The following is a 24245-nucleotide window of genomic DNA, read 5'->3' as shown; positions in this document are numbered from 1 at the left end:
CCCGTACCTGGCATGCTCGGGGCCGATCGATGCTAGCACTGCCCTCGTGCGTTTTACCACCCTGGCTTAGGATGACTGACCAGATGACGGGCGCTGGCTAGCCGAGCCGTTTCTGATGGCGTTCGCGGTTCTCTGCCTTCTTGCGCTCGCTCTTGCGCAGCAGCACGTAGAGGGCCCCGCCGCCACCGTGGCGACGCTCGGCGCTGTGCATGGCCATCACCGCCGGCAGTTGCGGCAGCCAGGCGCTGACATAGCTTTTGAGCAGGGCGCGCGGCGTGCTGCGCTCCCCCTTGCCGTGCAGGATCAGCAGGCAGCGGATGTCGCGCAGTTCGCAATCCGCAATGAACTGCACCAGGCTCTGGCGCGCTTCGTTCAGGGTCTTCTGGTGCAGATCCAGGCTCGCCTGCAGCTCGTATTTGCCGAGTCGCAGCTTCTTGTAGACCCCCTCCTGCACTCCGTCGCGCTTGAAGCCGACGATGGCGTGGGGGTCGAGCATCTCGACCGCCTCCATGCTGAGGTGATCCAGGGCGAGTTGCTCGGCGGTGGCGGCCTGGCGTCGCGCCAGCTGGGCGTCGGTCGGGCTGCCGCCCGCTGTCTGGAGGCGGATATGGTCGTTGCGAATGGGGCGCACATCGGCCACTTCATTGCGAAACAGTGAGAGTTCGTCGTTATGAGATACGGCAGGCTCCCCGCAGGTGGAATGAGCGGCCATTATAGCGGGCGGGGGCGGATCTGAAAGTGGCGGGCGCGCTGGTGGCGCCGGGTTGCTCAGCCCGTGAGCAAAGGGGAAGTGAGCGGGATCAGGCGATCGGGGATCGCCTGACGCAGGCTTATTGGCCCTCTTTCGGCGGCTTGGCGTTCATCACCTTGTAGATGAAATAGGCCGCGTAGGAACTGATCAGCAGGAAGGTACCGATAATCACCAACATGGACATCAGTCCCACGCTGTTGCCGAACATCAGGTTCATCCAAAATTCCATCTCATGCACTCCAGTCATCCCATTGATGACAGGCATGATAGATACCTCTTTGGGAGCAAAGAGATGATCTCGATCAAGTCCTTCTGTGGTTATTAAATCGGCAGCCGGATCTGTGAGCGCCCTCCCATATAAAGACCCTGACGGGGCCGATGTGGCCCCGCCTGCACCTTATTGGCGGGCCGGCTTGCGCGGACCCGGCTCGGTGAGCGGGGTGATGCGCCAGCCCTGTTGTTCCAGCAACGCGAGCAAGCCCTGGTCGCCGTAAAGATGCAGCGCCCCTACCACGATGAAGCTCTCGTTCGGCAGGGTGGACCATTTCTTCAGCCAGTTGTGGTTGCGCTCCGCCAGCAGGGTCTGCTCCAGCCAAGCCTGCAGCTTGGGCGGTGCCATTTCCGATTTGAGCAGGTTGACGAGGGTCGCCTCGTCCCCCTCTTCCCACGCCTTCATCACCTCGCGAAAGCCACGCTCGAGTTCGGGCAGCTCGTCCAGGGTGCTCTCCAGCATCAGGGTCTGGTTGTCACCGACGCTGGCGAGGTAGCCGAGCTGCTCGAGCAGGGTCTCGAAGCCGATGATGGGCTTGCCGCTGTCGCCGGCCTGCTTGGCGAAGTGCTGGTCCACCCCGAGCGCGCTGCGAAAATCGGTGCGCTCCAGCGCCGCCTGGGTGAGGGTGATGGCGGCGAACCAGGGGCGCAATGGAGCCAGCATGTTCTCGGTCAGGCCGTTCTGGCCGGCGGCGATGATGGTGCGCCGGTAGAGATCGAGCGGCACGTGCTCCTTGAGGGTCTTGCCGTCCACCAGCCGGGTGATGGCCCCCATCTCCTGCCACTGCTGCTGGCTGATGTGGGTCAGGTCGACCTCCAGCACCAGGGCGCGGCTCTGCAGCCAGGCCCGCTCGATGGGGTCGGGCAGCGGATAGAGCGAGGGCTTGCCCGCGTGGATGGAGCCCAGCAGCCAGTGCTGCTGATCGCCCTTGCTGACCTTATAGAAGGCGGGGTCGGCAAAGGCGCTCAGCGGCAGCAGCAGGCAGAGCAGGAAGGGGAGCAGCAGGCGATGGAGTCTCATGGGGCACCTTATGTCAGCGGATGGCTTCTCTTCGTCACAATAACCCCTATGATAAGTCCTCATTTGTCACAGCCAAGAGGTTTTCCCATGCCCCATCTTCGTTTTCGGGCTGTCTCCGTCGACACCCTCAAGCAGATAAGCTCCCCCCTGCTGGCGGATCTCTGTGCCCTCACCGGGGGCAAACCGGAGTTCGTCACCCTGGAGAGCATCGACAGCCACTGGGTGCGCGAGGGGGAGGTCGAGGCCGGCTTTCCGTTCGTCGAGCTGGTCTGGTTCGAACGCCCGCAGGAGCTGCAGGACGCGGCCGCGGCGCTGATCACCCGCCATCTGAAAGCGGTGCTGGGGGAGCAAACCTATGTGGTGGTGCAGGTACTGCCCATCGTCAAGAGCTGCTATTACAGCAACGGCCAGCACTACTGAGCGGGGACTGCCAGGGATGGCGGCTTGGCTGATTCAAGCCACTCTGGTGCCTCATTCTGGTGCCGGTTGGTGGGGATGAGACGAAAGGCGACGACGCTCGTCGTCACCCCTGGCTACAGGCTGCTTGCGGGCGTGCCGGGCAGCGAAGCGGTCGCCGTCAGGCCGACTTGGCCAGGATCCGGTCGAGCAGGCGACTGGGCAACAGGCGGCGCAGCACCCCGAACAGCCGGGTCGGGAAGGTGACCGGGTAGCGGTGTTTGGGGCGTGGGCTGCCGAGTGCGTGCAGCAGCGGCGCAATACAGGCCTCGCTTGGCAGGGTAAAACCGCGGGCACCCCCTTCACGCTCCAGCCGGCTCAGGGTCTGCTGGTAGGCGGCCTGATGGCGGCTGGTGGCGGGATCTATGTGACGCAGGAAGGCGGCGCGGGCATTGGCCCGAAAGCGGGTGTCGATGGGACCGGGTTCGATCAGGCTGATCTGCACGCCGCTGCCGGCCAGCTCCAGGCGCAGGGTATCGGTATACCCTTCCAGCGCGAACTTGCTGGCGTTGTAGGCGCCGCGATACTTCATGGCCACCAGCCCCAGCACCGAGCTGTTCTGCACGATGCGCCCCTCGCCGGCCGCCAGCATGGCCGGTAGCAGCTGGCGAATCAGGTGGTGCCAGCCAAACAGGTTGGTGTCGAACTGCTCGCGTAGCGCCTGGGTGGGCAAATCCTCCAGTGCGCCAGGCTGGCCGTAGGCGCCGTTGTTGAACAGGCCATAGAGGCGGCCGCCGGCCAGTGTCTGCGCCTCGGCCGCACCCTGCTCTATGCTGGCCTCGTTGGCCAGATCCAGCTCGACCGCCAGCAAACCCAGCTGGCGCAACTGCGCCACGTCCTCGGCCTTGCGGGCGGAGGCGATGACGGTGTAGCCGTGCTGGCCGAGCGCCTTGGCGGCGGCCAGGCCGATGCCGCTGGAGCAGCCGGTGATCAGAACGAAGCGGGACATGGGCGCATCCTTGTGTGACGAGGCAGGCAGCAGCGCCTGCGGTTTTGCATGTTAACCCGCTGATCAGAAAAAAGAAAACCGGGCCAATTGGCCCGGTTTGCTAACTTCAACCACCTGCTTACAGGATGGTGAACGGCATGATGATGTGGAACTTGACGTCTTTCTCGGAGGCGAAGATGTTGGGGTATTCGGTCCAACCGCCGCTCTGGCTGATGTCGTTGTTGTAATCGGTGTAGTGCAGCTTGAACAGGGTGCCCTTCAGCTTGCCATCCTGCACTGTGTACATGACGTCGAAGTTGGCTGCCCATTCGGTATCTTCACCGTTGGTGGCCTTGGTGCCGTCGCCTTTCTGGATATCCCAGCCGTAGGCACCGGAGACACCGACGGACCAGCCAGGTGCGCCCACCAGGTCATCCAGGGAGCGGGTCACGCCGAAGTAGAGCGCTTTTTCGTTGTTGGCGTTCCAGTCGGAGCGGGAGTCCCACCAGATTTCGTTCGCGCCCTGGGAGTTGCCGTAGCCACGGGTCAGACGGGGCAGGTAGTTGCCTTCGTTACCCTCGGCCTTGGTCCACAGACCTTCCAGACGGAAGCCGTAAGGGCCCATGCCCCAGGCGGCGGTCAGCGCTTGCTGCCATGCCAGGCCATCGTAAGTCTCGATGTCGGCACCACCCTTCTGATAGGTCTTGGTGTCGGAACCGTAGAACTGGTAGCTGGTGGAGAGGCCGTTCAGCACGTCGAATTTATGGGCCAGCTTGAAGTGGTAGCTGTCCATGTAGTTTTCGGAGTTACCGTAGGAACCGGTGATGGCGGTGCCGTTCTCGAAGGTGTAACGGGCGGCGACACCCTGGATGTAGTCGATGACGTTTTCATCGGCAAACGGATCCATCCATGCCTTGGCACGGGAGAACTTCTGGGTCTCTTTGTACCAGGGAGATTTGTACTCGTCGGCGATGGCGTAGGTCAGGTAGAGGCCACCGAAGTTACCCTCGATCTGGCCACCACGGTAGGTACCCGGCTGATAGGACCAGTTCACGCCGATCACGCCCGGTACGTAGAGCTGGGTCAGACCACCCTTGGCGGTGAGGGCACCGTCCAGCGCCTTGAATTTCAGCGAGGCGTTGGCCAGGCTGAAGCCGCCTTCCGGGGAGCCGTCCTTGTAGTTTTCGCCCCATTTGTTGCCGGCGAAGGAGAACTCGTTCTCCTGGTTGACCGGGTGGTTCTCGGTCACGGCCAGGTCATAGGCACCGAAACCGCCCACATCGATACCCACCACGTCCCAGGCGTAGCCGGAGTTGAAGTTCAGGGAGGCCTGGGTGGTGGCGTGGCTCAGGTTGGACTGGTACTTGCCTTCTTTGTTCTTGGCAGTGGGGTCGCCGTCGATACGCTGACGATCACGCTGGAAGTAGAAGAGGCCACCGTTGAGTTTGCCTTCTTCATAGAATTTGCTGGCGGCGGCTGCATAGGTGGGGCCGGCTTCGTCGGCAGCCAACACCATACCGGGGGCGAGCATGGCAGCAACGATGGCTGCGCTCAATGCGGCACGTTTGAAGATCACTTTTTCCATTTTGTATTGCTCCTGATTTTATGGACTTAGCTTTTTTTGTCCGGCAGTCAGGCAAGCGCCCGCCGCTCGGTATTGGCATTGCAATCAAGACCCCGAAGGGCAAAAAGTTCGAGTATGTCGGCTGCGGCCGCGACGTCTTGGCACATCTGCGGTGGTGCAGTTCTGTTCATCACATATTTTGTTTTTTTGTGTTCCGATCCTTGGCTATCGGACAATCCAAGAGTACGTTCGCGGTGCGAAATATCAATGGAAAGTTCCCACCAAGTTTCAAAAATATGACCGAGTGCAAATAATCATGACGCTTGCTGTGGACACTCCCAGCCCGCTGATATCGGTGGTGACAACGTTTTCAGATGAAATTTCCGGCCGATCCGGACGGATCGCACGCTGCAGAGGGATCTTTCTTCGTTAACCTGCGGATAACAGATAATTTTGTGCCACAAAAAAAGATAAACCCCTGCGCGATGGCAGGGGCCGGGTAGGAGGCGCCGGCTAAACCGGCGCGGCTCAGGCCTGGTGACCGAGGATGCGCGGGATCTGGCTGGCCTGGTGGTGGATGTGCTCCGACACCTGCACCGAGAGGCGGCTGCCCTGGCGGGCGTGCTGGCTGATGCGGCCGATGAGATCGGCAAAACTGGCCAGCTTGTGCTCCTGGCTCTTGGCGTTGTCGGCCCCCTGCAGGGCGATGACCGCCGTGCTGCGCGCCATCTCCCGCACCGCCTGGGTGGTCTGGCGCAGCTGCTCCGCCTGCTGGCGCTGGGCGGCGGCTTCAGCGGTGATCCGCGCCAGCACGGTACCGAGCTGCTCCCCCGCCAGGGTCAGCCTGGTCAGGATCTCGGTGATCTGGCCGAGGGAGCGCTGGGTATCGGCAGAGAGGTGGCGCACCTCGTCGGCCACCACCGCAAAGCCGCGCCCCTGTTCCCCCGCCCGCGCCGCCTCGATGGCCGCGTTGAGCGCCAGCAGGTTGGTCTGCTGGGAGATGTGGCCGATCACGTCGACGATGGCGGTCACATCTTCCACCGAGCGCTTGAGCTGGTTCAGGGCGCCGCCGCTCTCGTCGATGGCAAGCCCGGTCTGGGCGGTGGCCTGCAACATGCCGCCCACCAGCTGCTCGCTCTGGCTCATGGAGTGCTCGTTGTGCTGGGCGTGCTGCGCTATCTCGGCGGCCACCTGATGCACCTCGCCGGCCAGCTGGTTCAGCTCGCTCATCATCAGATCGCTCTCGTCCACCGCCTGCTCCGTGGTGCGGGTGCTGTGATGGATCTCCTGCACCTGGTTGACCATCCCCTGCAGGCTTTGCGACACCGCCGACAGCTGGCCCTCTTTCTGCTGCTGATCCTGCTGCAGCCGCAGGATGAGGCGGTTGTAGCTGGCGACGATGTCGGCCAGCTCGTTGCGCTCGCGCCCCTCTGGCAGGGTTTCGGCCTGCCCGGTCTCGTCGAGCTGCAGGAAGGCCGCGCGCAGGCGCAGCAGCGGCCTGACCAGCCAGCGGCGCTGCACCAGCGCAAACAGCAGGGCGACCAGCACCAGACAGAGCGCCAGGCTGCCGAGGATGGCGGCCAGCCGCTGGTTGACCGCCTGGCGGGCGGCGGCCAGTTCGCAGCCCATCTGGCCGGTGGCTTGCAGCATCTGGCCTATGTCCTGTTGCACCGCGAGACGGCCCGCCTGCTGCTGTTGCAGCGCCTTGCGGCTGTTCTCCAGCTCCTGCGGGTAGCGCTTGAGCAGCGAGAGCAGTTCGGCTTTGGGCAGATCCCCGAGTTCCTTGCGCTCCGGTTCCCCCAGGGTGAATTCGTCGGCGGGGGGCGCCTCGAACAGGCCGAGCGGCGGCAGGGCTGCCAGCTGCTCGGCCTGTTTTTGCAGGGCCGCCAGCTCGAACTGCAACCCTTCCAGCAGCTTGGGGCTGGCCTGTTCCATGTAGTTCTGGCGCAGGTGAGCGAGCCCCGGCAGGGCCGCCAGCAGGTCGCCGGCCAGCTGGCGATAGCGCTCGGCGCTGGCCGGGTCGCTCCCCGTCTCCCCTTGCTGGCCATAACGCAGCAGCGCCCTGGCCTGATCGGTCAGCTCGTTCTCGGCATTTTGCAGCAGCCACTGGCTGTTGCCGGAGAGCTTGCCGGCCGCCAGATAGTCGCTGTCGATGCGCGCTCCCATCTGTTCGAGCAGGGTGCGCAGCTGGGCCGTGAGCGCCACATCCTGCTGGGTGAGCTGGGCAAGCGCCTGTTTGCGCACCGCTTCGGCCTCGGTCAGCCGCAGGGGATCGCCGCTGGCGAGGTAGTCGCGCAGGGTGCCCTGCAGGGTGCCGGTGAGCCGCTGCAGCAGCCGTTCGTGCTGGTACTGGGCCTGCTCGGCCTGGTTGAGCTGTTGCCAGCCGTGCCAGAGGGCACCGACCTGCACGGCGGCGACCAGCAGCAGAGCGAGAGAAGAGAGGGAGGCGTAATGGGCAATTTTCACGGCAGCATTCCTGCTTGTTGAACCACGGCGATGGGCGTCGGCGTGAGCTTAAGCAGCAGAGATGGCGCTTTTATGACAGTCAGCCCGGCGGCCGGACTGACTGTCGAGGGGGGGGACTGTCTTACGGCTGCGGGGCCGGGGCCTCCTGCTGCTGGCGGGCAGGGGGCTTGCCCAGCATGCCGAGCAGGGCGCCCCCCATGATGAGAGCACCGGCCAGCAGGTGACGGGGGGTGAGCTGCTCGCCATTGAGCAGCACCAGCAGCAGGGTACTCAGCAGCGGCGTCAGATAGGCCAGTGCCCCGATCCGGCGCGGATCTCCGTCTCGCAGCGCCAGATACCAGGTGACGAAAGCCGCCCCCATGGGGCCGAGCGCCAGCCCGATGATGAGGCCCCAGTCACCGGTCGGGATGCGGGCCACCGGCAGCGGTCCCTCCAGCAGCCAGGCCAGCAGCAGTGCCAGCAACCCGGCGGGCAGACAGGCCGCCGCCGTCATCACCGCCGGGGCCGGCGGCAGCCGGCGCGACAGCACCGAGTAGGCGCCCCAGACGATGGCGGCTCCCAGCGCCAGCAGATAGCCCGGCAGATAGGCCTGTTGCAGCTGCAGCTCGCCGTTCACCATCACCAGCACCGAGCCGGCCAGGCCCAGGGCGCCGGCCAGCAGGTGACGACCGTGCAGCGGGTGGCCCGGCAGCAGCAGTGGGGTGAACAAGATGATGCACAGTGGCCACAGGTAGTTGATGAGGTTCGCCTCCAGCACGGGGGCATGGCGAAAGCTCATGAACAGCAGCAGGTGATAGAGCAGCAGGGCGCTGATGGTCACCAGCCAGTTGACCGGACGAGCCCGCCACTGACGCCAGAACGGCAGGGCACCCGCCCCGCAGAAAAACAGCACCAGCCCCACCAGCACCAGCGGCGACACGCTGGTGACCCGGGAGGTGAGCGCCGCCAGCGAGGCCCACAGCACTATGGTCAGCAGCGCCAGCCCGGTGGGCTTGTCCCACCACGAAGCAGCAGACATCCAACACTCCTTTGCAGATGAATGAACAAAAAGAGGGCCAGTCTAGCAGACCGGCCCTCCCTGATGGCCATACCTCGGTGGTGTGGCGACGGGATTATTTGCTGTCGGCCACCGCGCTGCTGATGGCAGGCAACTGCTGGCGACGCACGCCCCAGATGATGAGCGCCAGCACCAGCAGGGGCAGCAAGGGATCAAACCAGGTGCCGCCAGAACCAAACAGCAGGTTCAGCAGGGCCACGTCACGGAGCTGGCAGGTTAGTTTGGGTAGGTACGATTGAGGCGGGGTGCGGGGCGGCCGACGTGACTGCAATCAGCCGAATGGCGGCCTTGGCCAAAAACGAGCAAGGGGTTGGTATCATGATGATGCCAACCCCTTGTTTTGTATGGCGCTCCCGACTGGAGTCGAACCAGTGGCCTGTCCCTTAGGAGGGGACCGCTCTATCCTACTGAGCTACGGGAGCATTGTGGCGGGCATTATACAAGAAGCCGCTCCCTTTTAAACCCTTGATTCTTATTCCAATACTGCCAGATCCCCGATCTGGATGTTAAACGGTGAATATTTGTTCTGGCTGCTGATGATGGCGCCATCCTCGAATACCTGCACCACTTCGAACAGGCCGTCGGCGGGGTTGCGCATCATGCGCGACTTGCCGTAGGGGTCGATGAAATCGGCATCGTGCTGGATGCGGAACTGATCCCCGAGCCGAACGCCGTTGCGGCGGCCCAGATTGATGTGGGGGCCGCGCTCGTTTTGGCCGACCACCCGGGCGGTGACCGGGGCGCAGCTGAGCTGGGCCACCAGATCCTGCACCGCTTCCTGCAACTGGTAGTTGACCTCCTGGCCGTAGCTCGACTGCCAGAACTGGCCGCTGCTGCTGCCCACCTGATCCCGCTTGGCGAAGGTCCAGTTGGCCCGGCCCTGGTACTCCTTGCGGCCGAGCAGGCTGCCGTTGATGCCGTCGAACAGATAGAGCTGCATGCGAAAGTTGCGGATGGGGTCTTCATACCAGCTGGTCAGCTGGTTGCCCTGCGGCTCGAGGGAGAGATCGTCGATGCTGCCGAGCACCAGATACTGGCTGTCGGTGCGCAGGCTGAGCGCCTTGATCTCCTCGAGGGCGCTGCGATCCCCCTGTTGCAGGTGGAGCGGGTCGATGCGCAAGTTCTCATCCAGCCACTGGCGTACGGCCACCCCTTGCGACGCATTGGCCAGGGCCTCGAACATGCGGCGTGACAGGTTGGCGGGCATGTCGTCGAGGGCGCCGTAGCTCGCCTGCTCGGGGTAGCGCAGCCGCAGCCGTACCAGCGTCAAATCCTTGGCGTAGTGCTGGGTCTGGCAGATCTGGCGCTCGGCCTGGATGTCGGCCTGCAGCGTGATGTACATGCGACCGTTGCGCACCTCTTCCCGCTTGAGCCGATACTGGCGAATGTCGCCGCCGGAGCGGATCTGGATCTGCTCGGAGCGCAGGCTGCCGTTTTCCAGGCGCTGGATGCTGGAGACGGCGGCGCCGCTGGCCAGCAGAGCCTGCCGCAGGGCATCGCGGGTCGCCTGCTCGCGGGCGTAGACCTCGTCTCCGCCCAGAATGGCGGCACTGCCCTGCGCCTCGATGATCTCGGCCCGGGCCGACAGACTGGCCAGCAGCAGGGTTAACAGCAGCGGTAATTTCATGACAAGCACCTTGAATATGCGGGTCGGCGCGATTCACCCCTGTCGAAGCGAGGTCGCCGGCCGATACAGATCACAGAACCGTGCCGGTTACACAGCACACGCGAATATTTAGCAAGATCCATGCCTCATTCCCGGCTCAAGCTTTGGCCGGTCGAACCGATAACAAATCAGGTGCAGATACAGGAAAGGTATCCATGAACAAACTCATCACGGCGTTGGCGCTCGCCCTGGCATTGGCAGGCTGCGGCTCCGACCCCATCAACCGGGAGCAGGGTGATCCTCGTCAGGCGGCGCAGGGGATGGAACTCAACTGGTTGGTGGCGCGCATGACCGATCAGCTGATGGAGCGCAAGTCGCTCTCCACCCTGACCGAACCCATCGCGGTCTCCTCTTTTGTCGATCTCGATACCCTGCAGGACACCAACTGGATGGGGCAGCAGATCGAGGAGAGCTTTATTTACGAGCTGAACCGGCGCGGGGAAGTGGTGGTGGATTTCAAGCTGACCGGCAGCATCAAGGTCACCCCGCAGGGGGATTTCGTGATGAGCCGCAACTATCGGGATCTCTCCCCCCGGCTACCCATCTCCCGCATCCTGACAGGCACCTTCAGCCGCAACAAGCAGGGGATCCTGGTCAATGCCCGCATCATCGACCTGCGAACCAAGATGGTGGAGACCACGGCCCAGAGCCTGATCCCGCAAAAATACCTGTTCGGTGCCAACAATTCGTTTGGCCGGGCCTCGATCAACCGCGGTTACCTGATGCGTGACAGCCAGGCGCGTCCCGGCGGCCATCTGGTCAACCTGACGCCCTGACAAGGAGTAGACGCAATGAAAATCCTGTTCGGATGCCTGCTGGCCCTGCTGCTGACGGCGTGCAGCGGCGGCAATCGGGTGGTCAACTATGGCGGCGGCAACAACAAGCCGGATGACTTCCCGGTGCTCAAGGCGGTCGGCTACGCGGTGATCGACATCCAGCCCGGTCCGTCCCAGTCCGAGAAGATGCTGCAGGCCATCCGCGCCTCCAAGATGGATGCCTATCGGGAGCTGGCGGAACAGCTCAACGGCCAGCAGGTGCGCGGCCAGAGCAGCTACAAGGACTTGACCCAGACCTCCAACTCGCTGGACGTGTCGGTAGCCGGCATGGTGCGCGGCGCCAGGGTGGTGGCCTCCTATCCCCGTGGCAACACCTATGCCACCGAGATGGAGCTCGATACCCGTGCCCTCTACAACATCAATCAGCTGATGGCGGGCCAGTTCTGACGGCGTGCCCGCGGCGAAGAATGGACGACAAAAAGGCGACCCCGGAGGGTCGCCTTTTTCATTGGCGGTGTCGGCCGCCCAAGCCTGGCTGATTGCAGCGCTGGTTAGTTGCCCAGCAGCACCGGCGGCACGGCGGTCGGTTTGACATCTTCGCTCGGGTAGCAACCCAGCACCTTGATGTAGCGGGTGATCTTGGTCAGCTCCATCAATGCGGCCTGCATGGCCGGGGTCTGCAGGTTGGCGGAGACATCCAGGTAGAACATCTCCTCCCACGGGTTGCCCTGCACCGGGCGGGACTCGAGCTTGGTCATGTTGATCTCGTTGCTGCGCAGCACCAGCAGCGCCTCCACCAACGAGCCCGGTTTCTGGGAGGTGGACATGATGAGAGTGGTCTTGGCCGGGATCTGCGGTGCCACGTCGATGGGCTTGCGCGCCACCACGATGAAGCGGCTGTAGTTCTCCTTCTGGTTCGCGAGCTGCTCGGCCAGCACGTCCAGCCCGTACAGCTCACCGCCGGCCGCGCTGCCGATGGCCGCCGCCTCCGGGCTTGCCAGCTCTTTCACCTTCATCATGGCGCTGGAGGAGGAGTCGCAAATCTCGTGGCGCGCCCCTTCCAGTTTGCTGAGGTAATGGGAGCACTGCTGGAATACCTGCGGGTGGGCATAGAAGGTCTTGATGCGGCCCAGTTCGGTCGGCACGGCGGTGAGGATGCAGTGCTCGATGGGGTAGGTCAGCTCACCGACGATGGAGAGGCTGGTGTGCTGCATCACGTCGTACACCTCGTTGATGGAGCCCGAGCTGGTGTTCTCGATGGGCAGCACCCCGAAGGCGGCACGGCCCGATTCCACCGCATCCAACACCTCGCGGAAATTCTGGCAGTTCACCTCGATCACCTGATCCTTGTAGCGGGCCAGGTACTTGCGGGCCGCCAGGCTGGAGTAGGAACCGCGCGGTCCCAGGTAGGCGACGCTGGTCATCGGCTCCTGCTGCTCCGGGTTGAGCAGGCTCTGCAGATAGGCCTGCTGGGAGAGCACGGAATCTTCGATGATGGTGTGGTAGATGCGGGTGATGTACTGGGCGTCCAGCCCCAGCACACGCCCTTTCTGGATCAGGGCGACCAGCAGATCCTGCTCGCGCTGGGGATCGCGGATCGGGCGCGGGTTGGCCTGCTTGGCGCGGGCGACCTCGATGCTGAGGGTCTTGCGTTTGGCCAGCAGGGCGAGCAGCTCCTGATCCAACTGGGTGATGTCTTGTCTGATCTCGTCGAGCGTTGCCATGATGGTTCCCTATCCAAGTAATCGATTGTGGTGGCTGCAAAAAAAAAACCTCCGCTAGGGGAGGCTCGATTCGTCTTTGCTTTCTGTTTACGCGAGTGCTTCACGTGACGACGGGCCTTCCCTCATGAGGGCCGGATAAACGAGAAAGCAAAAAAGAATGGTGCGTGCATGAGTGTGTCCTTGAGGTAACGCCATAACCATTAAGGGATTTGACCGTGCGATGCAAGTAAAACTTGCCCGGGGGAGGCGAACGGGGCAGGGTAGGGGCGTGAGTCTGCGGGGGAAAAACCGGGTAAAACGGACCCGCTTGCTGTCGTAATGATGCAGATAGCTGGAGGTGAAGATGGCGATTATTTTCGATCTGGGACGGGTGGTGGTGAGTTGGGATCCGGTCGGTATCGTGCGCTCGGTGCGCGGGGAGCACGGAGCGGAGCAGTTGGCGGAGCGGCTGTTCAACCACCCTGACTGGCTGGAAGTGGACCGCGGCACCCTGTCATTGCACACCATGGCCCGCCAGGCCGAGCATCGCACCGGGCTGAGCGCCGCCGAAAACCTGGCGATTTTGCAGGCGGTGCCCGCCTCGCTGGTGCCGGATCCCGCTATGCTGAGCCTGATAGAGAGCCTGCATGGGGCGGGTCATACCCTCTACGCACTCTCCAACATGGGTCATGCCAGCATCGACTGGCTGGAGCAGCATCAGCCCTTCTGGCGTTTCTTCAGCGGCAAGGTGGTGTCGGCAAGGGTACGGATGATGAAGCCGGAGCCGGATATCTACCGCTATCTGCTGGTGTCGTTCGACTTGCAGGCCGAGCAGTGCCTGTTCATCGATGACAGCCCGGCCAACGTGACTGCCGCACAGGCGTTGGGGATCGGCGGCCTGGTGTTTACCGATGCATACAGTTGTCGCCAGCAACTGGTGGCGCAGGGTTATCTGCCCACCTGAATGGCAGGATGTAGAGGGAGGGGGTATGGAGCATGGCCGGTTTCGCAATTGGCTCAGTCACTATCCGGATGCGGGGCTGCTGATCGCCTGTCTGGATGGCAGCGGGTATCAGCTCTGTGTCGAGGCCGACGGCGAGATGCAGTGTCTCACCGACAGCGGAGGGGGCCGGCTGACCTTTGCCTCCCTCGAACAGGCGGAGGGATTTCTGCGCATGCATCAGGTTCATCAGGCGAAACTTCGGATTTACGATGCTCAGCTGGATGAAAATGAAACTAATTGGCATGAAATTATCATTAAATTCTGATTTATCCCTGCCCTTTAAGGGTTTATTCAGGATTGTTGCAGCACAATGGCGCCCAATTCATCATCCGGTGCCGTCGTTATGGATGCCAATATCGTTGTGCTGAATCGGGGATACGATCAGACCTTTCAGACCAGGGAACAGTCACTTATCGAGACCCTGGCTGGCTACGGCGAACTGGCGGTCTCCTTCTCCGGTCGACTGGAATCCTGCTACAGCATGGATCTGTGCCGCGCCAGCGGTATCCGGATCCGGGCCATCACCCTGGACAGCCCGACCCGCAGTCGCAAGGAGGTGGCGCGCGCCAAGCGCTACTGCCAGCGTTACGGCATCGAGCAGCGGGTGATCAAGACCGATGAGATGATCTTCTGCGATCACCTGCGCCACCTCAACGAGGTGATCGACCCGGTGCGCTACATCTGCCACCTCACCGCGCTGGAAACCGACTGGAGCCACCTGCCCATGCTGCTGCCGGCACCGGTGGAGGAGCTGCAGGAGTATCTGCGCCGTTTCGGCAGCCTGCCGACCAATACCCTCTGGCTGTTTGCCAAGCAGGGCATGACCCACAGGGACTTTCGCTACGGCTTCAACAAGCGCCAGCTTGGGCGCTGGGGCAAGAGTGCCCACGGCTGCCTGAGCTACCGTTTCTCCGACCCCGAGCTGGTGGAGCGCCGTCATCTGCGAATGGTGGACATGGCGGAACAGATGCTGGCCGACATGGGGCTGGAGGAGGCCCAGGTGTTTTTTCATACCCTCGCCGATCGGGCCACCACCCTGGCCCGGGTGCGGGTGCCGGCGCGGCTGCGGGCGCAGGCCTTCGATCTGCAGCCGGATATCCTCACCGCCCTCAAGAGCACGGCCTTCGATCTGGTGACGCTGGACATGGCGGCGGAAGAGGAGCGGCAGGAGCTGGTGGTCTAGGCAACCGAGGGCAGGAACGTGAGTGCGGTCATAGGCAAGCCGGGACGGACTCTTTATACTGACGCCCTTTTCCATCGACGTCGAGTCATCACCCTATGAAACCCTTGTCCCGTCTGCTGGTTGCCCTCTGCCTCTCACCCCTGCTGGTGCAGGCCGCTCCGCTCACCCAGGTGACCCTGCCGGATGGCCGCCAGGTGCAGCTCAACGATGACTTTACCTGGGAATACCTGCTGCTCAAGCCCGCCGCCGACGGCAGCGCGGTGCAGGGCACGGTGGCAGTGCCGGTGCTGACCGAGCAGGCGATGAGCAATCCGGAGCTGCTGGCCCAGGCCGTCAAGGACGGGATCGGCGTCAAGCTGGCCAAGGTGGAGGGCTCGGATCCTCTGCAACTGCAATTCATGGTGAGCAACACCGGCACCCGCAACGTGGTACGGGTACGCGGCAGCGTGACCCTGTTCAGCGAGCAGGGGGCCCAGCTGGTCAAGCAGGAGGCCCGCTTCTGGGTCGGCGAGAACCGTCTGCCGGAGTCCTATCTGCGCAAGGGGCAGCAGCGCCCCTCCATGGTGCTGGAGGTGCCGCGCCCGGCCGGCCTCACCGGCAAGCCCCTGGTGCGGGTCGAGATTGAGGAAGTGGAGTTCCGCTGATCCCTCATGCAACAGGCTCCTGCAGGGAGCCTGTCTTGATTGTTAACCCGGTAACCACCTGCAACAGTTGCTTACATCTGACATGGTTTGGCAACAGCTTGCCGCTCGGCATTTCTCCCCGTCCTCTGCACAATGACCCCATTCCAGCTAGGTCCCAACTAGCTCAACCTGTGGAGTCATCAAAATGAAAAAAGTTGCACTTTCAGTTCTGGTTCTGGCCGGTTTCGCTTCAACTTCCGCTCTGGCTGAGGATGCCTTCAGCTACGCCAAAGGCGGCCTGACCTGGGCGCACACCAAGTCCGATTACATCGGCGGCAAGGATAGCAACAACCGCGACTTCGGCGGTCTGAACCTGGACCTCTCCAAGAGCTTCGGTTCCAACTTCTACGGTCGTCTGGGCAGCGAGTACACCTCCCGCAACGATGGCAACGACAGCATGGGCATCTCCAGCCTGGGTCTGGGTGTCTACACCCCGCTCAGCACAGGTCTGAACCTGTATGGGGAAGCAGGTCTGATGGGTTACACCATGGAGCGTCAGGTGGCCGCCAACGTCAAAGACAGCGGCTGGGACGTGATCACCCGCAAAAACAGCGGCAGCATGTACGGTGAGGCCGGCCTGCGCTACGACATCGGCGCGGTCGAGCTCTCCACCGGCTACCGCTACGCCAACATGACCGACGACATGCACGATTTCAAAGTGGGCGCCGCCTACAAGGTGAGCCAGAACCTGGCCCTCACTGCCGACTACACCTACCGCAAGTGGGACCTGCAACAGGGCTCCATCACCAGCCTGGGTGTGAAGTACAGCTTCTAATCATCCTTCCTGTAGTGTCTTCATTTTTACCCATGACTTCGGTCATGGGTTTTTTCATTTCCGGTTGATCCACCCTTCACCCTTGCGCCGTATCAGTCCGCAATAGTTATACAACTTACAATTTTTTGTATAACTGCTATAACTGATTCAGACTTATACAAGGAGTGATGATATGTACAAGATCAAGGTTGGTATCAGCGCCTGCCTGCTGGGGCAGGAGGTACGGTTCGACGGGGGCCACAAGCGTTCCAGCTTCTGCGAGCGGGATCTCGGTGCCCACTTTGACTATCACCCCGTCTGTCCCGAAATGGCCATTGGCCTCGGGGCGCCCCGCGCCGCCATCCGGCTGGTGAAGCGCCACGGCGAGATCCGCGCCGAGGCGAGCAACGGCAGCTTCGACGTCACCGACCAGCTCATCGCCTTCAGCGAGCAGAAGGCGCGTCAGCTCGACTTCATCTCCGGCTACATCCTCTGCGCCAAATCCCCCAGCTGCGGCATGGAGCGGGTGCGGATCTACGGCGCCAACAACGAGGGGAGTGCCAAGGAGGGGGTGGGCCTGTTTGCCAAGGCGTTGATGGAGGCCAATCCCCTGCTGCCGGTGGAGGAAGATGGCCGCCTGTGCGATCCTATCCTGCGGGAAAACTTCGTACTGCGGGTCTTTGCCTACCACGACTGGCAGCAGCTCTGTGCGCGCGGCATCACCGCCTCTGCGCTGATCCGCTTCCACTCCCGCTACAAGTATCTGGTGCTCTCCCACGCCACCACCCACTACCGGGCGCTCGGCAAGTTGCTCGGCAACCTGGCCAAGGCCGACCTGCAGCAGGTGGCCGACAACTACATCCAGGGGTTGATGGCGGCGCTGACCCTGCGGGCCAACCGGCGCAGCCACACCAATGTGCTGATGCACCTGCAGGGCTACTTCAAGCGGGTGCTGACCCCGGCCCAGAAGCAGGAACTGTGCGACACCATCGACAAGTACCGTACCGGCGTCTTTCCACTGCTGGTGCCGCTCACCCTGATCCGCCACTACCTGCGCGAATACCCCAATCCCTATCTCGCCGAGCAGGTGTACCTCAATCCCCATCCCGACACGCTGAAACTGCGCTACGGGCTCTGAATGTTCTGTGCAGGCCCCGGCGGATGGCCGGGGCCTCTCCCTCAACCTTTGCTGGATGCCGTTATGTCTGATTTACCGCACGCCGCTTCTCCTTCGCCGGAGGAGGGGATCTACCCCATTCGCGAGGTCTCCCGCCTCACCGGCGTCAACGCCGTGACCCTGCGCGCCTGGCAGCGCCGCTACGGTCTGGTGCAGCCGGCCCGCACCGAGAAGGGCCACCGCCTCTACAGCGAGCAGGACATTCGCCAGATAGGCGAGATCCTGAGCTGGCTGGAGCGGGGGGTGAGCATCGGACAGGTGAAGGGGCTGCTGAGCGAACCCCAGGCCCAGCCGGTGAGCGATCACTGGCAGCAGACCCTGGAGCAGTTCAGTCAGGCGCTGCTCGCCTTCAACCAGCGCAAGGCCGAGGCCGAGCTGAACGACCTGCTGGCGAGCTACCCGTTCGAGCTGGTGCGCAGCCGGGTGCTGCAGCCGCTGGTGGAGCGGCTGCTCGGGCTGTGGCGCGAGCGCCCCGATGGCGAGCTGCTGCAGCAGGTGTGGCTGGGTTGGCTGCATACCCGCTTCGCCCGCCACCTCATCGAGCAGGAGAAGGGCGTACCGGTCACTTTGGCGAGCTGGGGACAAGTGGGCCCGCTCGATCTGGTCTGGGCCGCTTACGAGCTGATCGGTCAGGGCCATGAGGTGCAGCTGCTGGGGGCGGTGGAGCCGCGCCATACCAGCCTGCTGGAGGGGCGTGCCGTCACCCCCTGGCTGGTGTTGCTGGGGGCCGGCCTTGGCAAGCAGGAGCTGGCTGCCGACTGGCCGGCCGGCACCCGTTTCTTTGGTGAGCTGGGGCGCCTCTACGATGGCGAGTGGCTGCAAGCCCACGGCTGGCAGGCGAGCCTTGCCGAGCTGATGGCGGGCGGGCCTGCAGCGGGTGTCGCCGGCGGACGCGGGAGGAAAAAATCATGAAGCTGGTCTGGTTTCGCAATGATCTGCGCCTTGCCGACAACCCGGCGCTGCGGCATGCCTGCGCCGGTGATGAGCCGGTGGCCGCGCTCTATATCCTCTCCCCGACCCAGTGGCGGCAGCACAAGCTGGCCCCGGTCCGTCAGCGTTTTTTGCTGGCTCAGGTCGATGTGCTGGGCCGCGAGTTGGCGGCGCTCGGCATCCCGCTCCATCTGCTGCGAGTGGAGACCTTTGCCGAGGTGCCGGCAGCGCTGGCAGATCTTTGCCGCGAGCTGGGCGTGACTCAGCTCTACGCCAATCAGGCCATCGAGATCGACGAGCAGCGTCGGGATCAGGCCGTCAGCGCCGCGCTGGCGGAGCAGACGGTGGGTTGCCACTGGCTCAACGGCTGCTGCGTGCTGCCGCCAGGGCGGGTGCTGACCGGCTCTGGAGAGATGTTCAAGGTTTTCACCCCCTTCAGCCGCGCCTGGCTCAAGGCCCTCGACGAGGATGGCTTCGTCATTCATCGCGCGCCTTCAGCCCGTGGCGAGCCGCTGCCGTGGCAGCCGCTGGTCGAGTGGCACTTCGTCGATGCCGCCCTTGGCGAGCTGACGGCAGACCCCCGCTGGCCGGTGGGGGAGACCGAGGCCAGCCGCCGCTTGAATGACTTTCTGGAGCAGGCGGTGCTCGACTATGGCGAGACCCGGGATTTTCCTGCCATAGCGGGTACCTCCGTGCTCTCTCCCTATCTGGCGGCCGGCATCATCAGCCCGCGCCAGTGCGTGGCCGCGCTGCAGCAGCGGCTTGGTTACCGGCCCCAGTCCAAGGCTCAGCCCGGTTTTGTCTGGCTCAATGAGCTCATCTGGCGCGAGTTCTATCGCCACCTGTTGGTGCTGATCCCGACCCTTTCCATGAATCGGCCCTTCAAACCGGAGACGGCGGCCCTGCCGTGGAGCTGGGATCCGGATGCCTTCGCCGCCTGGTGTGAGGGACGTACCGGCTATCCCATCGTCGATGCGGCGATGCGCTGCCTCAACGCCACCGGCTGGATGCACAACCGGCTGCGGATGATAGTGGCGAGTTTTCTCACCAAGGATCTGCACATCCATTGGCGGCTTGGGGAGGATTACTTCATGAGTCGGCTGATCGACGGGGATCTGGCGGCCAACAACGGCGGCTGGCAGTGGGCGGCGGGGACCGGGGCCGATTCGGCGCCCTATTTCCGGGTGTTCAACCCCACCACCCAGGGGCAACGATTTGATCCGCAAGGGGAGTTCATTCGTACCTGGGTCTCTGAGCTGGCTGATCTGCCTGCCGCCTATCTGCACCAGCCCCACGACTGGTTGCGGCTCAAGGGGCGACACGATTATCCGGCCCCCATGGTGGACCACGCCGTTGCCCGGGTGAGAGCCATCGAGATGTTTCGCGCCCTGGAGAAATAGCATGGATGAGTCGCTGGCCCGCTTTGTGGCCCTCTATCAGCAGCTAAGCAGAGACGAGCTGCACCGTTTGCCCGAGGTCTACGCAAACGAGGTGGTCTTTATCGATCCTGCTCACCGCATCGAGGGGCTGGCGGCGCTCACCGACTATTTTGCCGTCCTCTATCAGCGCCTGGCCTACTGCCGCTTCGTCATCACCAGCCAGCTGCTGCAGGGGCGCCAGGCCTGGCTCGGCTGGACCATGACCTTCTCTCATCCAAGGCTGCGTGGTGGTGCGCCGGTGACGGTGGAGGGGGCAACCCGCCTCGAGTTCGACGCGGCGGGCAAGGTGTGCCTGCATCGCGACTACTTCGATCTGGGCGCCATGCTCTACGAGCAGTTGCCGCTGATAGGCCCCCTGGTGCGCACCCTCAAGGGGAGGCTGGGCGCATGAGCGGCGGCCGGGTTCTGATCACCGGTGCCACCTCCGGCATCGGCTTTCAGCTGGCGCTCGATTATCGGCGCGCCGGCTGGCAGGTGTGGGGTTGCGGACGCGATGGCGAGCGGCTGCTGGCACTGGGTCGCCACGGCATCACGCCGCTGCAGTTTGACGGGCGCGATGCCAGCGCCGTGAGCGAGGCGGCAGCCAGCTTGCCGCGGGTCGATCTGGTGATCCTCAATGCCGGCAACTGCGAGTATATGGATGTCGCCGAGGGGTTTGACGGCGCCCTGTTTGCCCGGGTCATCGAGACCAACCTCATCGCCACCGGTCATGCCCTGGCCGCCTTTTTGCCGCTGCTCGGGGCGGGCGGACGCCTTGCCATCGTCAGCTCGTCGGTGAGCTGGCTGCCGCTGCCCAGGGCCGAAGCCTATGGTGCCTCCAAGGCGGCCCTCGATTATCTGGCGGATACCCTGCGTCTGGATTTGGCCGGCAAAGGGATCGGCGTGACCCTGATCCGTCCCGGTTTCGTGGCGACCCCGCTCACCGCCAAAAATGATTTTCCCATGCCCTGTCTGGTGACGGTGGAAGAGGCTTCCCGCGCCATCATGGACGGGCTCACCGCCGGTCGTCACCAGATCCACTTTCCCCGCCGTTTCATCTGGTTGCTGCGCCTGCTTGGTGCGCTGCCGACGGGGCTCTGGCTGCGTCTTGGCCGCACACTCGTTTCGAAAGGACGCCCTTCATGAAGAAAAGGATCGCCATTGTCGGCTCCGGTATTTCAGGTCTGACCGCCGGTTTTCTGCTCCACAAGCTGCACGACATCACCCTGTTCGAGGCGGCGCCGACCCTGGGGGGCCACACCGCCACCGTCGACGTCCATCAGGCGGGGCGCAGCTATGCCATCGACACCGGTTTTATCGTTTTCAACGACCGCACCTACCCCAACTTCCTGCGGCTGCTCGAGCGGATCGGGGTGGCGTGGCAGCCGGCCGAGATGAGCTTCTCGGTGAAAAGCCCGCAGGGGCTGGAGTACAACGGTCACAACCTGGATACCCTGTTTGCCCAGCGCAGCAACCTGCTGAGTCCCCGTTTCTACGGCTTCGTCGCCGAGATCCTGCGCTTCAACCGGGAGGCGCGGGCCTGGCTGGCCGATGGTCAACATCAGGCAGAGGGCCCCGAGCTGACCCTGGGAGATTTTCTGCAGGTGGGGGAGTTCAGCGATTACTTCGCCCGCCACTACATCTTGCCGATGGGGGCTGCTATCTGGTCATCGACGCTGGCCGATATGCGCGCCTTTCCGCTGGGCTTCTTCCTGCGCTTTTTTGCCAACCACGGCCTGCTCGAGGTGGCCAACCGGCCCCAGTGGTACGTGATCCCTGGCGGCTCGCGGGAATATATCGGCCCGCTGACGGCCGGCTGGCAGGCTCACATTCGTCTGGCCTGTCCGGTGCAGGGGATCCGGCGCCAGGCGGACGGGGTGCTGATCCAGAGCAGCTACGGCGAGGAGCGGTTTGACGAGGTGATCCTCGCCTGTCACAGCGATCAGGCGCTGGCGTTGCTGGCGGATCCGGGCGAGCGGGAGCAGGCCATTCTCGGTGCCATGCTCTATCAGGCCAATGACGTCTGGCTGCACACCGATGTGCGCTGCCTGCCGGTGCGCCGCAAGGCGTGGGCCAGCTGGAACTATCAGCTGGGCGAGGATGACGGGGCGCGGCCGCTGGTGAGCTACAACATGAACATACTGCAGGGGGTTAGCTCTCCGCAGCCCTTCTGCGTCAGCCTCAATCCAAAGGGCAAGGTGGATGAGAGCAAGGTGCTGCGCCGCTTCGTCTACCACCATCCGGTATTCAATCAGGCTTCCATCGCCGCCCAGCAACGGCGCGCCGAGATCTGCGGCCAGCAGCACACCCACTTCTGCGGCGCCTACTGGTACAACGGTTTTCACGAAGACGGGGTGCGCAGCGCCCTAGACGTGGCCAGACGGTTCGGGGCCGAGCTATGAAGGGTGCAGTCCTGAGCGGGCAGGAGGCGAGTGCCGAGGCCATGACCGGCACCCTTAGCGCCATCTGGCAGGGGTCGGTGCGCCACCGCCGCTTCGCACCGCGCGCCCACGCCTTCTCCTACAACCTCTTCATGCTGGGGCTGGATCTCGACGAGTTGGCTACGCTCGGCAAGGGGCGCTGGTTCGGGGTAGAGCGGGCAGGGCTGCTCTCGTTTCACCGTGACGACTACCTGCGCGGCAGCGAGGGGCCGCTCAAGCAGGCGGTGTGGCAGAAGGTGAGCGAACTGGGTGGCGATGCCGAGCCCGAGGGGCGGGTGCTGCTGCTCGGCAACGTGCGCTGTCTGGGTTTCTACTTCAGCCCGGTCAACTTCTACTTCTGCTACCGGCAGGGAGAGGCGCGCTATCTGCTGGCGGAGGTGTCGAATACCCCCTGGAACGAGCGCCACTACTACCTGCTGGATCTGGCGGCGCTGGCCCCCCACGACAAGGATTTTCACGTCTCTCCCTTTATGGGGTTGGCGATGCGCTACCACTGGCGCATTCGTCCGCCCGCGCAGGAGACACTGATCCACATCGAGAGTCATCCCGTATCCGGGGAGGCCAAGCTGTTTGACGCCACCCTGGCGCTGCGCCGGGCGCCGCTGTCGCGCAAGGGGCTGGTGGTCCTGCTGGCCCGCTGGCCCTGGATGACCATGAAGGTGCTGCTCGGGATCTACTGGCAGGCCCTGCGTCTTTTTATCAAACGAACACCGATTTTTAGCCATCCGGAGAGCCGCTAATGGAACTTGTGCAATCAACCCTCTCTGCCTCTTTCATCGACAAGGGGGCCAGGCAATTGCTGCTCAATCTGCTGGGTCGCCTCGAACATGGCCAGCTGCTGGTGCGGGATGGCGCTGAGCGCCACAGCTTTGGCGTGGCGGGCACCGACCTGCACGCCGAGCTGGTGGTGCAGGATCCGGCCTTCTATCGCCGCCTGCTGCTGGGAGGCAGCATCGCCGCCGGGGAAACCTGGGTGGAGGGGCTCTGGACCAGCCCGGATCCGGTGGCGCTGGTACGGCTGCTGGCCCGCAATCTGACCCTGCTCGACTCCCTCGAACGGCGCCTCGGCTGGCTCAGCTTCCCGTTCCACAAGGTGCGTCACTGGCTCAATCGCAATACCCTGACCGGCTCGCGCTCCAACATCGCCGCCCACTACGATCTCGGCAATACCCTCTATCAGGGTTTTCTCGACAGCCATATGCAGTACTCGAGCGCCATCTATCCGAGCGCCGGTGCCACTCTCGAAGAGGGGCAGCAGGCCAAGCTGCGCACCATCTGCGAGCGGCTGGCGCTCGGCCCCGACGATCATCTGCTGGAGATCGGCACCGGCTGGGGCGGTCTCGCCGTCTATGCGGCCCGTCACTATGGCTGCCGGGTGACCACCACCACCATCTCCCGGGCCCAGCACGATTACGCCAAGGAGTGGATTGCGCGGGAGGGGCTGGGGGATCGCATCACCTTGCTGCTGGAGGATTACCGCAAGCTGGAGGGCACTTACGACAAGCTGGTCTCCATCGAGATGATCGAAGCGGTGGGCCACGCCTTCCTGCCCGATTATTTCCGCCAGCTGTCACGGTTGCTCAAACCCGGTGGTCGCCTGCTCATCCAGGCCATCACCATCGCCGATCAGCGCCATGCCCAGTATCTGCGCGGGGTTGATTTCATCCAGCGTTACATCTTCCCCGGTGGCTGCCTGCCGAGCGTCTCCCAGATGGCGGGGCTGCTGGCGCGCGAGACCGACATGCAGCTGGTGCGGCTGCACGATCACGGCCACCACTACGCCCGCACCCTGACCCACTGGTGCCAGCGCTTCCTGGCGCTGGCGCCCGAGCTGCCAGCCCTCGGCTACAGCCAGGACTTCATCCGCTTGTGGCACTTCTATTTCGCCTACTGCGAGGGGGGCTTCTGGGAGCGCACCATCAGCCTGGTGCAGCTGGAAGCGGCCAAACCGGGCCCACTCGGCTGGAGTGGAGATCTGCCCGTCGGCGATCGCTGATC

At 63.6% G+C, this 24245-nt stretch carries 26 protein-coding genes, 1 tRNA gene and 1 other annotated feature; of the genes, 16 read left to right on the top strand and 11 right to left on the bottom strand.

Annotated features, from left to right (window positions below; genetic code table 11):
• Nucleotides 1-97: 97 nt before the first annotated feature.
• The 3 genes from smrA to OKC44_RS03640 all read right to left on the bottom strand — a co-directional run bounded on the left by smrA (nucleotide 98) and on the right by OKC44_RS03640 (nucleotide 2042).
• On the bottom strand, nucleotides 98-712 hold the full coding sequence (smrA, locus tag OKC44_RS03650; RefSeq protein ID WP_270811095.1) for a DNA endonuclease SmrA: 615 nt from the start codon (nucleotides 710-712) through the stop codon (nucleotides 98-100).
• Between the two features lie 118 nt (nucleotides 713-830).
• The gene (locus tag OKC44_RS03645) at nucleotides 831-1016 is read right to left on the bottom strand and encodes a DUF3149 domain-containing protein (protein WP_011704978.1); all 186 of its coding nucleotides are present in this window, start codon (nucleotides 1014-1016) and stop codon (nucleotides 831-833) included.
• 132 nt (nucleotides 1017-1148) lie between these two features.
• On the bottom strand, nucleotides 1149-2042 hold the full coding sequence (locus OKC44_RS03640; RefSeq protein WP_270811093.1) for a TraB/GumN family protein: 894 nt from the start codon (nucleotides 2040-2042) through the stop codon (nucleotides 1149-1151).
• An 87-nt stretch (nucleotides 2043-2129) separates the two neighbouring features.
• On the opposite strand from OKC44_RS03640, the gene OKC44_RS03635 reads away from it, so the two are divergent.
• On the top strand, nucleotides 2130-2462 hold the full coding sequence (locus OKC44_RS03635) for a DUF1904 family protein (protein WP_042065275.1): 333 nt from the start codon (nucleotides 2130-2132) through the stop codon (nucleotides 2460-2462).
• Between the two features lie 157 nt (nucleotides 2463-2619).
• Here OKC44_RS03635 and OKC44_RS03630 read toward each other — a convergent pair whose 3' ends face one another.
• From OKC44_RS03630 to OKC44_RS03600, 7 genes are all read right to left on the bottom strand, one after another.
• Nucleotides 2620-3447: an SDR family oxidoreductase gene (locus OKC44_RS03630; RefSeq protein WP_270811091.1), complete on the bottom strand. Its 828-nt coding sequence runs from the start codon at nucleotides 3445-3447 to the stop codon at nucleotides 2620-2622.
• Nucleotides 3448-3565: 118 nt separating this feature from the next.
• Nucleotides 3566-5011, bottom strand: coding sequence for an OprD family outer membrane porin (locus tag OKC44_RS03625; RefSeq protein WP_011704981.1), 1446 nt, complete (start codon nucleotides 5009-5011; stop codon nucleotides 3566-3568).
• A gap of 507 nt (nucleotides 5012-5518) precedes the next feature.
• The gene (locus OKC44_RS03620; protein ID WP_270811090.1) at nucleotides 5519-7456 is read right to left on the bottom strand and encodes a methyl-accepting chemotaxis protein; all 1938 of its coding nucleotides are present in this window, start codon (nucleotides 7454-7456) and stop codon (nucleotides 5519-5521) included.
• 121 nt (nucleotides 7457-7577) lie between these two features.
• A complete protein-coding gene (locus OKC44_RS03615) occupies nucleotides 7578-8474 on the bottom strand; it encodes a DMT family transporter (protein ID WP_270811088.1) in 897 nt (298 codons plus the stop codon).
• Nucleotides 8475-8568: 94 nt separating this feature from the next.
• Nucleotides 8569-8712, bottom strand: a complete 144-nt coding sequence (locus tag OKC44_RS03610; RefSeq protein ID WP_162847498.1) for a hypothetical protein — start codon at nucleotides 8710-8712, stop codon at nucleotides 8569-8571.
• 146 nt (nucleotides 8713-8858) lie between these two features.
• Nucleotides 8859-8935, bottom strand: a tRNA-Arg gene (locus OKC44_RS03605).
• Between the two features lie 50 nt (nucleotides 8936-8985).
• Nucleotides 8986-10140, bottom strand: coding sequence for a flagellar assembly protein FlgT (locus tag OKC44_RS03600; RefSeq protein WP_270811085.1), 1155 nt, complete (start codon nucleotides 10138-10140; stop codon nucleotides 8986-8988).
• A 194-nt stretch (nucleotides 10141-10334) separates the two neighbouring features.
• On the opposite strand from OKC44_RS03600, the gene OKC44_RS03595 reads away from it, so the two are divergent.
• Both OKC44_RS03595 and OKC44_RS03590 read left to right on the top strand, forming a co-directional pair.
• A complete protein-coding gene (locus tag OKC44_RS03595; RefSeq protein ID WP_016349807.1) occupies nucleotides 10335-10955 on the top strand; it encodes a FlgO family outer membrane protein in 621 nt (206 codons plus the stop codon).
• A gap of 15 nt (nucleotides 10956-10970) precedes the next feature.
• Nucleotides 10971-11402, top strand: coding sequence for an LPP20 family lipoprotein (locus tag OKC44_RS03590; protein ID WP_011705018.1), 432 nt, complete (start codon nucleotides 10971-10973; stop codon nucleotides 11400-11402).
• A gap of 104 nt (nucleotides 11403-11506) precedes the next feature.
• Here the strand turns inward: OKC44_RS03590 and pheA are convergent, their stop codons facing one another.
• Nucleotides 11507-12679 carry a prephenate dehydratase gene (gene pheA, locus OKC44_RS03585; RefSeq protein WP_011705019.1) on the bottom strand — a complete coding sequence of 391 codons (1173 nt, stop codon included), beginning with the start codon at nucleotides 12677-12679 and terminating at the stop codon, nucleotides 11507-11509.
• A 38-nt stretch (nucleotides 12680-12717) separates the two neighbouring features.
• Nucleotides 12718-12853: a sequence feature (Phe leader region), on the bottom strand.
• 169 nt (nucleotides 12854-13022) lie between these two features.
• On the opposite strand from pheA, the gene OKC44_RS03580 reads away from it, so the two are divergent.
• The 13 genes from OKC44_RS03580 (at nucleotide 13023) to OKC44_RS03520 (ending at nucleotide 24243) form a co-directional block, all read left to right on the top strand.
• On the top strand, nucleotides 13023-13622 hold the full coding sequence (locus OKC44_RS03580) for an HAD family hydrolase (RefSeq protein ID WP_270811084.1): 600 nt from the start codon (nucleotides 13023-13025) through the stop codon (nucleotides 13620-13622).
• A 25-nt stretch (nucleotides 13623-13647) separates the two neighbouring features.
• Nucleotides 13648-13926, top strand: coding sequence for a DUF6482 family protein (locus OKC44_RS03575; protein ID WP_011705022.1), 279 nt, complete (start codon nucleotides 13648-13650; stop codon nucleotides 13924-13926).
• Between the two features lie 45 nt (nucleotides 13927-13971).
• The gene (locus OKC44_RS03570; protein ID WP_011705023.1) at nucleotides 13972-14844 is read left to right on the top strand and encodes a hypothetical protein; all 873 of its coding nucleotides are present in this window, start codon (nucleotides 13972-13974) and stop codon (nucleotides 14842-14844) included.
• 95 nt (nucleotides 14845-14939) lie between these two features.
• On the top strand, nucleotides 14940-15488 hold the full coding sequence (locus OKC44_RS03565; protein WP_016349812.1) for a DUF3157 family protein: 549 nt from the start codon (nucleotides 14940-14942) through the stop codon (nucleotides 15486-15488).
• A 184-nt stretch (nucleotides 15489-15672) separates the two neighbouring features.
• On the top strand, nucleotides 15673-16302 hold the full coding sequence (locus tag OKC44_RS03560; RefSeq protein ID WP_011705025.1) for an outer membrane beta-barrel protein: 630 nt from the start codon (nucleotides 15673-15675) through the stop codon (nucleotides 16300-16302).
• A gap of 172 nt (nucleotides 16303-16474) precedes the next feature.
• Complete coding sequence (locus tag OKC44_RS03555; RefSeq protein ID WP_270811081.1) at nucleotides 16475-17419, top strand: YbgA family protein; 945 nt, start codon at nucleotides 16475-16477, stop codon at nucleotides 17417-17419.
• A 63-nt stretch (nucleotides 17420-17482) separates the two neighbouring features.
• Entirely contained in the window at nucleotides 17483-18370 is an 888-nt protein-coding gene (locus OKC44_RS03550; RefSeq protein ID WP_270811079.1) for a MerR family transcriptional regulator, read from the top strand.
• Nucleotides 18367-19788 carry a deoxyribodipyrimidine photo-lyase gene (phrB, locus tag OKC44_RS03545; RefSeq protein WP_270811077.1) on the top strand — a complete coding sequence of 474 codons (1422 nt, stop codon included), beginning with the start codon at nucleotides 18367-18369 and terminating at the stop codon, nucleotides 19786-19788. The genes OKC44_RS03550 and phrB overlap by 4 nt, the downstream gene beginning before the upstream one ends.
• 1 nt (nucleotide 19789) lies before the next feature.
• On the top strand, nucleotides 19790-20218 hold the full coding sequence (locus OKC44_RS03540) for a nuclear transport factor 2 family protein (protein ID WP_270811074.1): 429 nt from the start codon (nucleotides 19790-19792) through the stop codon (nucleotides 20216-20218).
• Complete coding sequence (locus tag OKC44_RS03535; protein WP_270811071.1) at nucleotides 20215-20952, top strand: SDR family NAD(P)-dependent oxidoreductase; 738 nt, start codon at nucleotides 20215-20217, stop codon at nucleotides 20950-20952. Before OKC44_RS03540 ends, OKC44_RS03535 begins: the two co-directional genes overlap by 4 nt.
• Nucleotides 20949-22208, top strand: coding sequence for an NAD(P)/FAD-dependent oxidoreductase (locus OKC44_RS03530; protein ID WP_270811069.1), 1260 nt, complete (start codon nucleotides 20949-20951; stop codon nucleotides 22206-22208). Before OKC44_RS03535 ends, OKC44_RS03530 begins: the two co-directional genes overlap by 4 nt.
• A complete protein-coding gene (locus OKC44_RS03525) occupies nucleotides 22205-22987 on the top strand; it encodes a DUF1365 domain-containing protein (RefSeq protein WP_270811066.1) in 783 nt (260 codons plus the stop codon). Before OKC44_RS03530 ends, OKC44_RS03525 begins: the two co-directional genes overlap by 4 nt.
• Nucleotides 22987-24243, top strand: a complete 1257-nt coding sequence (locus OKC44_RS03520; protein WP_270811063.1) for an SAM-dependent methyltransferase — start codon at nucleotides 22987-22989, stop codon at nucleotides 24241-24243. Before OKC44_RS03525 ends, OKC44_RS03520 begins: the two co-directional genes overlap by 1 nt.
• Nucleotides 24244-24245: the final 2 nt, after the last annotated feature.

Origin of the sequence: Aeromonas sp. S41-2, assembly GCF_027705845.1 — a bacterium.
GTDB classification, from domain to species: Bacteria; Pseudomonadota; Gammaproteobacteria; order Enterobacterales; family Aeromonadaceae; genus Aeromonas; species Aeromonas hydrophila.
The sequence above is the reverse complement of the archived record's forward strand: the minus strand, read 5'-3'. Positions and strand labels throughout refer to the sequence as shown.